Consider the following 13,022-nt stretch of genomic DNA (forward strand, 5'->3'; position numbering starts at 1 on the left):
TAGCATGCGCTCATGCGTTCACATGTTCCGCACATCGTCGGACGTGACCCCCAATTACGGGAACTCGCCCGCGCGTTGGACGACGCGTGCGCACAGCGTGGGCGCGGGGTGTTCCTGGTCGGCGAGGCGGGCATCGGCAAGACCCGGCTCGCCGCCGAAGCGGTCGGCATGGCCGTCGACCACGGGATGCGCGTACTGCGGGGCCGGTCCACCACCACCGGCCCCGCCGTCCCGTTCCGGCCGCTCACCGAGGCCCTGATGTCGCTGTTCCGCGGTGGCGAACCCCTGGACGACCTGCCGCTGGGCCCCTACCGGCCGGTCCTCGGGCGGCTCGTCCCCGACTGGGGAGGCGACGTCCAGGCCGGCAGCTCCATGATCGTCCTCGGGGAGGCGGTGCTCCGGCTGCTCATCGCCACCGGCAGGGACCGCGGCACCCTGCTGCTCCTGGAGGACCTGCACGACGCGGACCCCGAGACGCTGGCCGTGGTCGAGTACCTGGTGGACAACCTCGACCAGGCCCCCGTCGTCCTGCTGGCCACCATCCGCACCGAGCCCTGCGACGCCCTCGACCTGGCCGAGTCGGCCCGCCGGCGGCGCGTGGGCACCACCCTCGACCTGGCGTCCCTCACCCGCGCCGAGGTCTTCGCCCTCGCCGCCTCCCAGCTCGGCACCGACACCCGGGGCGTCCCGCCGGCCGTCCTGGAACGGCTGTGGGAGGACAGCGCGGGCAGCCCCCTCCTCGTGGAGGAGCGCCTCCAGTCCATGGTCGCCGGCGGGTCCCTGGTCAACGGGGACGACGGCTGGAAGGTGGTGGGCGACCTCCGCGGCGACGTCTCCACCTCCACGGCCAAGGGCCTCCTCCAGCGGGTCGACCGGCTCGGCCCCCAGGGGAGGAACCTGTTCTCGGCGGCCGCCGTGATCGGCCGCCGCTTCCCCCTCACCGTGCTCCAGGACGTCACCGGTGCCGACGACCGGGAACTCCTCAGCCACCTCCACGCCGGAGTCGCCTCCCGGCTCGTCGTCCCCGACGAGCCCGCCCCCGACTGGTACGCCTTCCGCCACCCGCTCGCCGTCGAGGCGCTGTTCACCCAGCTCACCCCCGGTCGACGCGCGGAGCTCGCGGGCCGGGCGGCCGCCGCGGTGCAGGCGCTCCACCCGGACCTGGAGGGCGACTGGTGCCAGCTCGCCGCCGGACTGCGCTCCGAGGAGGGCGACGTCACCGAGGCCGGGCGCCTCTTCGCGGAGGCCGGCCGGCGCGCCCTGGCCGCCGGCGCGATCAGCTCGGCCGTCACCCTGCTGTCCCGCGCCGAGCGGCTGCTGGCCGACAGCGGGGAGGCGACCCGCCGCGCCGAGGTCCTGGAGACGCTGCTGCCGGCGCTCGCCGAGACCGGCGACTTCGGCCGGGCGTTCGGCCTCGCCCGCGAGCTGAACGCCCTCGCCGGGACCGACCTGACCGTCCACCGCCTGGCCGCCCTGCACACCCGCCTCGCCAAGGTCGCCCACACCGCCGGACGCTGGGAGGACGGCAACCGCGCCATCGCCCAGGCCCGCGCGCTGCTGCGGCGCGACCCCGACGAGCGGGCCACCGCCCTCGTCGACGTCGCCGCCGCCTACCTGGCCCTCGACACCCCCGGCCCCGACTGCACCCAGCAGGCCGAGAAACTGGCCCGCTCCGCCCTCCAGGCCGCCGAGCGCCACGCCCTGCCCGCCACCGTCTGCCAGGCGTGGGAACTGCTCGCCACCCTCGCCCGGGAGCGGGACTTCGACGAGTCGACCGCCCTGCTGGAGTCCGCCCTGCTCACCGCCGAGCAGCACCGCCTGCCCCTGCGGAGGATGTACGCGCTCACCCGGATCGGCGGCAACAACTGGCTCACCGACGGCAGCACCGCCCCGCTCCTCACCGCCCGCGAGGAGGCGCTGCGGGTCGGCTCGGCCACCATCGTCCACACCATCGACGGCATCCTCGTCCTCGACGCCGTCCTGCGCGGCGACTTCGACGCCGCCCGGCGCGCCGGCGAGGAGTGCCTCGCCGTCGTCCAGCGGCTCCGCCTCGCCCCGGCCAGCCGGTACGTGCTGATGGCCCAGGCGGCCCTGGCCGCCCACCGGGGCGACCGGCCCGCCATGGAGCGGGCGCTGGCCGCGTTCGCCGAGTGGGAGGGCGCCGGTTCGCAGGAGGAGCCGCTGACCCTCGGGCTCGCCCGGGCCTTCTGCTCCCTCATGGAGGAGGACCGCCCCGGCGCCGTACGGGCGTTGCGCGACGTGGCCGCGCTGGAGCACGCCAACCCCAGCACGTACTACCTGAGCGGCCGGTACGGCATCGGCGTCCTCCTCGACGTGCTGTCCGGGGACGCCGGGCGGCCCGCCCAGGAGGAGATCGCCGCGACCGCCCCGGGCCGCATGCGGTGGAACCGGCAGTTCGTGCTGTTCGCCGACGCGGTGCTGCTCGGCCGGGAGGGCCGGCCCGCCGAGGCCGGAGAGGCCGCGGCCGAGGCGCTGCGCGCCGCCGAGCCGTACCCGACCGCCCTCCACCTCGCGCTGCGGCTGCTGTCCGAGGACGCCCACGCGAACGGCTGGGGCGAGCCCGTCGCCTGGCTCCGCCGCGCCGAGCACCACTTCCACCAGGCCTCCGTCCCCGCCGTCACCAACGCCTGCCGCGCCGCCCTGCGCCGCCTCGGCGCCCCCGTCCACCAGCACCGCACCGGCAGCAGCCGCATCCCCGAGGAACTGCGCGCCCTCGGCGTGACGGTCCGCGAGTACGAGGTGTTCCAGCTGCTCCCGGAGCGGCTGGGCAACAAGGAGATAGCCGACCGCCTGTACATCTCGCCCCGCACGGTCGAGAAGCACATCGCCAGCCTGGGCACGAAGACCGGCCGGAGCAACCGGGCGGCGCTGTGCGAGTTCTCCGTCTCCTTCGCGTCCTGACCGGCCGTCCCCCCGGGCCCGGCACGCCGCCGCGGACCGCACGGCCCCGCCGGGGCGTGCGGTCCGCAGCGGCCACGGCCGTCCGCGGGCCCGTCAGCGCATCTCCCGCACGGTCCGCGAGGCGAGCACCCCCAGCGCCGTCAGGGTCAGGACCACCGCCGTCAGCGCGAACATCGGCCCCGTGCCGGACCGGGCCAGCGCCCCGCAGACGACGAGCGACAGGGGGGCGACGGCGTAGCCGAGGACCATGTCCACGGAGATCACCCGGCTCAGCACCGACCCGTCGATGTTCCGCTGGATCCAGCTGACGCCGAACACGCCCTGGAAGCCGATGCCGAACCCCATCATCAGGACCGTGCCGAGCGCCGCCGCCGTGCTCCCGACCGTCCCGAGCACGCCCATGCCCAGGGCGAGCCAGCCGGCCAGCGCCGCGATCAGCAGCCCGACCCGCGGCCGGCCGCCCACCATCCCGCCGGCCAGGGCGCCCAGCATGGCCCCGCCCGCCAGGGCCCCGTTGAGGAGCCCCAGGGTGGTGGAGCCGCCCGCCAGGTCGATCTTGGCGAGGGTCGCGAACCCCACCGTGAACGGGCCGGAGTGACAGAACGTCACCGCCGTGTCGACGACCAGCACGGTACGGATGCGGGGGTCCTCCCACGCGTAGCGCAGCCCCTCCCGGATGCGGGCCGCCAGGGAGGCGGCGGGGGCGGCCGCCCCCGCCGGGGGCCCGCCGTCCCCCGGGGCCGCGGGCAGCGTCCTGACGCCCGCCACGCACAGCCCGCACAGCGCGAAGCACACGCCGTCCACGAGGAACGCGACCGGGGCGTCCGTCACCGCCACCACCAGGCCGCCCACGGCGGGGCCGAGCACGGCCGAGACCTTGGCGCCCACCCCCAGCAGGGCGTTGGCTGGCGCCAGCGTCTCCTTCTCGACCACCGTCGGCAGGATGGACGCCCGGGCCGGCTGGAAGAACGCGTCCACCGCGCCGAACAGCGCGGCGGCCGCGCACAGCATCCACACCGTCAGCGAGCCCGCCAACCCCAGGAACCCCACGGTCACCATCAGGACGGCCCGCGCCCAGCTGGAGAACGCCATCAGCCTCCGGCTCGACCACGTGTCGCTGAGCGACCCGCCGACCAGCGTCAGCACCGCGCGCGGCACCGCCTGGAACGCCAGCACGTACCCGAGGCTCAGGGTCGAACCGGTGAGGCCCAGGGTGATCCACGAGAACGCGATGTAGCTGAAACCGTCACCGAGCAGGGACAGGGACTGGCCCATCCAGAGCAGCCGGAACGACCGCTGCCGGGCCGGTGACCACAGACGCGCCCCCGCGCTCGTCAGAGTGTTCGCCATGTCGAACCCTTCGTCGCGCCGCCGTTCGGGCGGCGGATGGTCAGTAGCGGACGGGCAGGGCCGTCAGCGCGCGGTTGAGCAGCGACGGCTGCCAGGACAGGGGTTCGTCGACCAGCTCCAGACCGGGACGCTCCCGTACGAGCACGTCGACCGCGCTGACGGCGACCAGCCGGGCGAGCGCCGCGCCGACGCAGAAGTGCGCGCCGAACCCGAAGCCCAGGTGCAGCGGCCCGCCGTCGCCGCGCCGGACGTCGAACCGGCCGGGGTGGGGGAAGCGGTCCGGGTCCCGGTTGGCGGCCGCCGTGACCAGGAACAGCCGGTCCCCGGCCCGTACCGCCCGGCCGTCCAGGTCGAGGTCGCCCGCCGCGATCCGGATCGACATCTTCGACGGCCCGTCGAAGCGCATCGTCTCCTCCACCGCCGCCGGCACGAGCGCCGCCGGGTCCTCGCGGACCGCCGCCAGCTGCTCCGGCCGGCTCAGCAGCGCGAGCAGCGTGTTGGCGACGAGGTTGCTCGTCGTCTCGCCGCCGGCGAAGGCCATCTGCGTCAGCATCCCGACGAACTCCTCCTCGCTGACGGACGTCCCGACGCGGCCGCCCGCCAGCACGGCGCTGATCAGGTCGTCCTTCGGCTCCGCCCGGCGCTGCCGCACCAGGTCGGCGAGGTAGTCCTCCAGGTTGACCAGCGACTGGAGGGAGGTGCGGTACTCGCGTTCCTCCTGGGCGGCGCCGAGCACCAGGTCGCCCACCCGGGCGTTCCAGTACCAGAAGGACGGGGCCTGCGCCTGCGGCACGCCCAGCCAGCGGGCGAACACCAGGGCCGGCAGCGGACGGGCGAGGTCCGCGACCAGGTCGCCGACCCGGCCGGGCGCGGCCCGCCGGTCGGCCATCGCCCGCGTGGCGCGTTCGACGAACCCGCGGTAGCGGTTGATCGCCCGGGCGGCGAACTGGTCCTGGAACACCTGGCGCAGGCGCCGGTGCTCCGGCGGGTCGTTGAACACCATCCAGCGGGACAGGATCCCGAACGCCCGCTCCGCGTCGTCGCGGGCGCCCTCCGGCACGGCGTCCATCAGCGGACGCACCCGGTCCGCCGAGACGGCGGGGTCGCGCAGGCACCGCACCAGGTGGTCGTGGCCGGTGACCAGCCACGCCCGGTGCATCGCGCTCCAGTACACGGGGTCGTGGTCGCGCAGCGCGTCGAGGTAGCCGTACGGGTCGGCGTTCACCGCCGGCGAGAGCAGGTACTGCTCGGTGAAGCCCGTCACCGGGGTCCCGGCGGGGCGCGTCGCCGTGGGGGCCGCCACGGCCGTGGCGGCGGCCGTCGGCGTGTCCGGGGTCCCGGTGGCCGCCACGTCCGGCGCCGTGGTGGTGGGCGCGGTCATCGGACGACCCCCGTCCCGATCCCCGCCAGCACCGCGGCGGTGGTGGGCATCAGCCGCCCCGACATCATCGACATGTGGTCCCCCTCCGTGACATGGACCGTCACCCCGCCCAGGGCCAGCTCGCGCCACCGTGCGACGTAGGTCCGGTATCCGACGTCCAGACCGGGCATCGGCTCGTCCTCCGGCAGCCCGGCCGCCGTACTGCCCACCACGAGGTGGACGTGGCCGGGGTACGGACGCACCCGGTAGCCGGCCAGCGCGACCAGCAGCGAGTGCCACACCTCGATCGGCGCGTTCTCCACCAGCGCCGCCTCGCTCGGGCTCATCCCCGCGCCCAGCAGCAGCGCGGTCAGCTCCGCCACCGCGGCCTCCCGCTCCGGCGACGGGGCGAGCGCGCGGATCCGGTCGCGCAGGCCCAGCGCCGTCACCATGTCGCGGCCCACGCCCGCGAGCCGCCCGGCCGCCACCGGGTTGGGCAGGTACGGCTCGATCAGCACCAGCGGTTCCACCGTGTGCCCGGACTCGTACAGCTGCGTCGCCATCTCCAGCGCCAGGTTGGCGCCCATGGACCAGCCCAGCAGGTCGTGCGGCCCCCGCCCGCCGTGCGCGGTGATCTCGGCGACGTAGTTGGCGGCGATCCCGGCCACCGTCGTCGGGTCCACCCCGCCCAGCAGGCCGCGCGCCTGGAACGCCCGCACGGGCCGCCCCGGCGGCAGTTCGCGGGCGAGCGGCACGTACCACGCGGCGCTGCCGCCGGTCGGGTGCACGCACCACAGGGGCGCGCCCTCCCCGTCGCGCAGCAGGACCTCCGACCGGACCTCCGCCGCGGCCGCCGCCCCGGCCCGGGACGCCAGCCGGGCGATCGTCGGAGCCTCGATGAGGTCCCGCACGGTCACCCGCAGGCCGCGCGCCGTCGCCTGCGCCGCCACCCGGACGGTGGACAGGGAGCTGCCGCCCAGCCGGAAGAAGTCGTCGTGCACCCCGACCTCGTCGACGCCGAGGACACCGCGCCACACCTCGGCGAGCACCAGCTCGGCGGGGGTGCGGGGAGCGACGTACGGGGCGCCGCCCCGGCCCCGCCCGGCGGACGGCAGCGGGAGCGCCCGCTTGTCGATCTTGCCGCTGGTGTTGACCGGCAGGGAGCCGAGGACGACGAAGAACGCCGGCACCATGTACGCGGGCACCCGCGCCCGCAGCCCCTGCCGCAGCTCCTCCTCGCCCGCCCCGCTGCCCTCGCGGGGCACCACGTAGGCGACCAGGGCCGGTTCGCCCCCCGGCAGGTCGCGGCGGAGCAGGACCACCGCCTGCCGCACCTCGGGCAGCTCCCGCAGGGCGTGCTCGACCTCGCCCAGCTCGATGCGGAACCCGCGCAGCTTGACCTGGCCGTCCCGCCGGCCCAGCCACTCCACCTGGCCGTCGGGCCGCTGGACGCCGATGTCGCCGGTGCGGCACAGCCGGTCGCCGGGGGCGCCGTACGGGTCGGGGACGAACGTCGCCGCGGTCAGCTCCGGGCGGCCGAGGTAGCCCCGGCCGACGGCGTGCCCGCCCAGGTGGATCTCGCCGGGCACACCGACCGGGACCGGCTGGAGGCCGTCGTCGAGGACGTGGATCCGGGTGTTGCGGATCGGCCGGCCGACGGGCGCGCGCCGGCAGTCCGGGGTGAGGCGGGCGGCGACCGACCACGAGGAGGTCTCGGTCAGCCCGTACACGTTGTGGAACCGCCGGCCGCGCGACCACGTCCTGGCCAGCTCCGCCGGGCAGGCCTCGCCGGCGACCTGGAGCACCCGCAGGTCGGGGAAGCGGTCCTCGCCGAGCACCGCCAGCGCGCTCGGCGGCAGCATCGCGCCGGTGATCCCGTGCTCCCGCAGCGTGGCCGCCAGGTCGGGGCCGGGCCGCAGGGCCTCCCGCGGGGCGGTGCACAGGCGGCCGCCGTTCGCCAGCGCCCAGGTCATCTCCAGGATCGACGCGTCGAAGCTGAACGAGGCGAACTGCAGCACCCGGTCGGCCGGGGTGGGCGCCACCAGGTCGCGCTGGCCCTCCAGCATGTTGGTCAGGCCGCGGTGCGGGATCACCGCGCCCTTGGGCGTGCCCGTCGAGCCGGACGTGTAGATGACGTACGCCGCGCCGTCGGGGCCCACGGACGGCGCCGGTGCCGGCGCGGCCGCCTCGGGCCCGGTCCACGTCGCCGGGTCGTCCAGGAGCAGCACCGGGCCGTCGAACGGCACCGCGCCGTCCAGCGGCGCCTGGGTGAGCAGCACCCGCATGCCGCTGTCCCGCGCCGTGAAACCGAGCCGCTCGGTGGGGTGCTGCGGGTCCAGCGGCAGGAACGCCCCGCCCGCCTTGAGGACGCCCAGCACCGCCCGCAGCATGTCCGGGCCGCGGTCCGCGCAGATGCCGACGACCGTCTCCGGGCCCGTGCCGAGCGCCCGCAGCCGCGCCGCCAACCGCTCGGCGTCGCCGTCCAGCGCGGCGTACGTGACCTCCTGCCCGCCGTGCGCGACGGCGACCGCGTCCGGGGTCCGCGCGGCGTGGCCGGCCACGCACTCGTGGAACATCAGCCCCTCACCGGGCACGACGGGGCCGCGCGCCCACTCGCCCAGCGCCCGCTCGCGCGCCGCGCCGCGCAGCGCGGGCCGGGAGACGGGGGCGTCCGGCGCGGCCACCATGGTCTCCAGCACCCCGCACAGCAGGTCCGCGAGCTGGTCCGCGGTCGCGGGGGACACGTACGCGGGGTCCGCGTCGAGCTGGAAGCCGTCCACGCTCGCGTTGACCAGCAGCGGGAACATGGTTCGGGCGATCTCCATCGACTCGTCCCACGTGTCGCCGGACAGCCGGTGGAAGTTGACGAAGTTGAACACCGCCTGCACGGGACTCGGCTCGCCCGGCCGCATCCGCCCCAGCCGCGCCAGCGGCACCCTCCGGTGCGGCAGCATCTCCCGCTCCGCCGCGAACACCTCCCGCACGTACTCCAGCCAGCTGCCCTCCGGGCGCCGCACCCCGAACGGCACGGTGTTGAGGAACAGCCCGCGCATCCGGTCCGCGCCCGGCAGCTCCGGCCGGCCGTTGGTGACCAGGCCGATCGCGTGCCCCGCCGCGCCGTCCCGCTCGGCGAACAGGCTCATCAGATGGTGGAAGGCGGTCAGGAGCACGGTGCGCCGGGGCACCCCCGCCTGCCGGGCGAGCCGCCCGACGGGCCCGGCGAGCCCCGCGTACGAGCGCTTCGTCTCGTACACCTCCCCCGCGCCCCCGTCGCCGGCGTCCTGCGCGCCGCGCCGCGTGAACCGGACCGGGTCCAGCGAGTCCAGCGCCGTACGCCAGTACTCCAGGCCCTCCTCGTCGCGCAGCGCCGCGCGCTCCAGCGCCACGTACTCGGCGAACCGGGGCGCGGCGGGCAGCCGCGGCGCCCGGCCGTGCGCCACCGCCCGGCGGTGCAGGTCGAGCAGGTCGGCGATGAGGGACGTGAGGCTCCAGCCGTCCAGGACGACGTGGCAGTCCGTGAGCGTGAGCCGCAGCTCGTGGTCGGTGAGGCGGTGCAGGTGGATCCGGACCAGCGGCGCCGCCGCCAGGTCGAACCGCCGGCCGAACTCCTCGTCCACGTGGCGCCGCAGGGCCGCGCGCTGCTCCTCGCGGGTCAGGCCCCGCAGGTCCGTGTGGCCGACCGGGAGCGCGGCGGCGCGGTGCACCAGCTGCAGCGGCTCGGAGAACGACACCAGGTCGACCGAGGTCCGCAGAATGCCGTGCTCGCGCACCACCGCGTCCACCGCTGCCTGGAACGCCGCCGGGTCGAAGCCCTCCGGCATCGTGATCTTGAGGTCGGTGACGTTGTGGTACGCGCCGCGCCGCTCGTCGGCGAGCATCTCGTGCAGCATGCCCGCCTGGAGCATCGTCAGCGGGTACGCGTCCTCCAGCCCCTCCGGGAGCCGGGCCCGGTCCGCCGGGTCGAGCTGCGAGAACGGCTCCACCGCCGGGGGCGCCGCCCCGTCGGCCGCGGTCGCCCGCCGCGCCAGGTCACCCAGCGTGGGCGCGCGGAACAGGTCCGGCACGGTCAGCGCGAGTCCGGCCGACCGGGCGAGGCCGATCACCCGCAGCGCGAGGATCGAGTCGCCGCCCAGGTCGAAGAAGTTCGCCGTGCGGCCGACCCGTTCCACGCCCAGCACCTCCGCCCACACCCGGGCGAGCGCCTCCTCCGCCGCGCCCCGCGGCGGCACGTGCCCGGCGGGCGCGGCGGCCGCGTCACCCGCCACCGCCCGCAGCGCGGCCCGGTCGACCTTGCCGTTCGCGGTGAGCGGCAGCCGGTCGTGCCGCACGAACAGCGCGGGCACCATGTACGACGGCAGGGTCAGGCGCAGCCGGTCCCGCAGGTCCGCCGCGTCCAGCGGCCGGCCCTCGGTCAGCACGACGTGGGCGACGAGCCGGGCACCGCCCTGCGGGTCGGTGCGGGCCACCACGGCGGCGTCCGCCACCCCGGGCAGGGCGCGCAGGGCCGCCTCGATCTCGCCCGGTTCGATCCGGAAGCCCCGCACCTTCACCTGGTGGTCGGCCCGCCCCACGTAGGCGAGCTGGCCGTCGGGCAGCACCCTCACCAGGTCGCCCGTGCGGTACATGCGGGTCCCGCCGGGGCCGAACGGGTCGGCGGGGAAGCGCTCGGCGGACAGCTCCGGGCGGTTGCGGTAGCCGCGCGCCACACCGCCGCCGGCCACGTACAGCTCGCCGACCGTGCCGCGCGGCACCAGCCGCCCGAACCGGTCGAGCACGTAGCCGTGCTGCCCGGCCAGCGGCCGCCCGATCGGCGAGCTGACCGGGGACCTCGTGTCCGCCTCGGTGATCGGCCGGTACGTGACGTGCACGGTCGTCTCGGTGATGCCGTACATGTTGACCAGTGCCGGCCGCTCGCCCTCCGGGACGGCGAACCAGTCGCGGTAGTCGCGCGCGTCGAAGGCGTCCCCGCCGAAGACCACCGTGCGCAGCGCCAGGTCGGCGAAGACCGCGCCGCACTGCGCCATGTGGGCCCGCAGCCCCTTGAACGCGGCGGGCGTCTGGTTCAGCACCGTCACCCGCTCCTCGCGCAGCACCCGCAGCACCGCCGCCGGGTCGCGGACCTCCTCGTCGGTGAGCACCACCACCCGCCCGCCGGAGGTCAGCGGCCCCCACAGCTCCCAGACGGAGAAGTCGAACGCGGGGGAGTGCACCAGCGTCCACACGTCGTCCGCGCCGAAGGAGAAGTGCCGGTCGGCGGCGTCCAGCAACCAGGCGAGGTTGCCGTGGGTGAGCTCCACGCCCTTGGGCCGGCCCGTCGAACCGGAGGTGTGGATGACGTACGCGAGACGGTCCGCGTCCGGCGCGCCCTCCACCCCGGCCCCGTCCCCGGCCCCGGCCGCACCCTCCCCGGCCGTACCGTCCCGGGCCGCGCCGGTGTCCTCCAGGGCCACCACCTCCACCGGCAGGCCCTCCACCGCCGCGCGGCCCGCGCCGTCCGCGACCACCAGGGACACGCCCGCGTCGGTGACCGTGAACTCCCGCCGCGCCCGCGGGTGCGACGGGTCCAGCGGCAGGTACGCCGCCCCCGCCCGCCACACGCCGAGCAGCGCCACGGCCAGGTCGGGACCGCGCCCGGCGCAGACCCCGACCAGCTGCTCGGGCCCCGCGCCCGCCGCCCGCAGCCGGCGGGCCAGCGACCGCGAGGCGGCGTCCAGTTCCGCGTACGTCAGGCTGCGGCCGCCCCCCGAGACGGCGACCGCGCCGGGCGCGCGGCGCGCGTGCTCGGCGAACCGCTCCAGGACGGTGCGCGGCGCGGCGGCCTCCCGCGCCCCCGGCTCCGGCGATGCGGGCCGGTTCGCGGGGCCGTCCGGGCCCAGCAGCTCGCCGATCTCCTCGTCGGTGAGCAGCGCCATCTCGCTGAGCGGCACGCTGGGCACCCGGACGAAGGCCCGCAGGACCGCCACGGTGTGCGCCGCGAACCGGGACACCGACTCCTCGGTGAACAGGTCGGGGCGGTACACGAACCGCAGCGCGATCCGGTCCTCGCCCTCCAGGACGTCCAGGGTGAGGTCGAACTTCGCGGTGGTCAGGTCGACCGGGAACGCCGCCCCCGCGACACCCCCGAGCCGGAACGCGCCGGACGGGGCGGGGGTGTGCGTGAACAGCACCTGGAACAGCGGGTTGCGGCTCAGGTCCCGCTCGGGGCTCAGCTCGTCCACGACCTTCTCGAAGGGCAGGCCCTGGTGCGACAGCGCGCCCAGCACGCTCTCGCGGGTGCGGCCCAGCAGCTCGTCGGAGGTCGGGTCGCCCGACAGGTCGGTGCGCACCACCAGGGTGTTCACGAAGAACCCGGTCAGCTGCTCCGTCTCCGGCCGCTCCCGGTTGGCGACGACGGTGCCGATCGCGATGTCGTCCTGCCCGCTGTGGAACGCGAGCGCCGCCTGGAACGCCGACATCAGCGTCATGTACGGGGTCGTGTCGGCGCGTTCGCCGAGCGCCCGCAGCCGGGCCGTCAGCGCTGCGGGGAGCTCCACGGTGTGCAGGGCGCCGGCGTAGGACCGCTCGGCGGGCCGGGGGTGGTCGGTGGGCAGCTCCAGCGGGGTCATGCCGGCGAGCGCGGTCCGCCAGTAGGCCAGGTCGGCGCCGTGGTCGGCGCCGCGCTGCCACACCGCGTAGTCCGTGTAGTCGATCGGCAGGACGGGCAGGCCGGCGTCCGTGCCCTCGGTCCTGGCCCGGTGGAACGCGGTGAGGTCGCGCAGCAGGACGTCGAGGGACCAGCCGTCCGCCACGATGTGGTGCAGGGCGAGCACCAGGACGTGGTCGTCGTCCGCGACCCGCAGCAGCACGGCCCGGAACCCGGGCTCGGAGGCGAGGTCGAAGGGCTGTGCCGCCACCTCCCGGACGGCGGCGGCGAGCGCGTCGGCGCCCCCCTCCCGCACCTTCGCGGGCAGCTCCACCACGTCCAGGCCGGCGGGTTCCGCGTCGAGGACGCGCTGCGCGGGGACGCCCTCCTCCTCGGTGAAGACGACCCGCAGCTGCTCGTGGCGCCGGACCAGGTCGCGGACCGCCCCGTCGAGCGCGGCCGTGTCCAGCGGGCCGGTGAACCGCCAGGCCGCGGGCATCAGGTACTCGACGCCGTCCGGGTCGAGGCGGTGCAGGAAGTACAGGCGCTGCTGCGCCGCCGACAGCGGGACGCGCTCCGGACGCGGGTCGAGGCGGGGTATCCCGGCCGGAGCCGCGCCGGCGCGGCCGCGCAGCCGGCGCTCCAGCAGGCGGCGCGCGGCGGGGGAGAGGCCGGCGGCGGGGGTGGTGGCGGGTTCGGCCTGTGCAGTGGTCATGAGGGGTTTCCGTCCCGTCGGAGAGTTCGGTGGTCAGCAGTCAGGGGGCAGCG

General features: G+C 76.3%; 4 protein-coding genes. 1 reads left to right on the forward strand and 3 read right to left on the reverse strand.

Annotated elements, in window-relative coordinates; translation table 11 throughout:
• Positions 1-12 precede the first annotated feature (12 nt).
• On the forward strand, positions 13-2,922 hold the full coding sequence (locus IE106_RS30690; RefSeq protein WP_189533537.1) for a helix-turn-helix transcriptional regulator: 2,910 nt from the start codon (positions 13-15) through the stop codon (positions 2,920-2,922).
• A 93-nt stretch (positions 2,923-3,015) separates the two neighbouring features.
• Here IE106_RS30690 and IE106_RS13675 read toward each other — a convergent pair whose 3' ends face one another.
• The 3 genes from IE106_RS13675 to IE106_RS13685 are packed head-to-tail and all read right to left on the reverse strand — an operon-like array spanning position 3,016 to position 12,969.
• Positions 3,016-4,272, reverse strand: a complete 1,257-nt coding sequence (locus IE106_RS13675; RefSeq protein ID WP_189533538.1) for an MFS transporter — start codon at positions 4,270-4,272, stop codon at positions 3,016-3,018.
• A 40-nt stretch (positions 4,273-4,312) separates the two neighbouring features.
• The gene (locus IE106_RS13680) at positions 4,313-5,653 is read right to left on the reverse strand and encodes a cytochrome P450 (RefSeq protein ID WP_189533540.1); all 1,341 of its coding nucleotides are present in this window, start codon (positions 5,651-5,653) and stop codon (positions 4,313-4,315) included.
• Positions 5,650-12,969: a non-ribosomal peptide synthetase gene (locus IE106_RS13685; RefSeq protein ID WP_189533542.1), complete on the reverse strand. Its 7,320-nt coding sequence runs from the start codon at positions 12,967-12,969 to the stop codon at positions 5,650-5,652. Before IE106_RS13685 ends, IE106_RS13680 begins: the two co-directional genes overlap by 4 nt.
• Between the last annotated feature and the right edge of the window lie 53 nt (positions 12,970-13,022).

Source organism: Streptomyces roseolilacinus, from assembly GCF_014649335.1.
Classification (GTDB): Bacteria; Actinomycetota; Actinomycetes; order Streptomycetales; family Streptomycetaceae; genus Streptomyces; species Streptomyces roseolilacinus.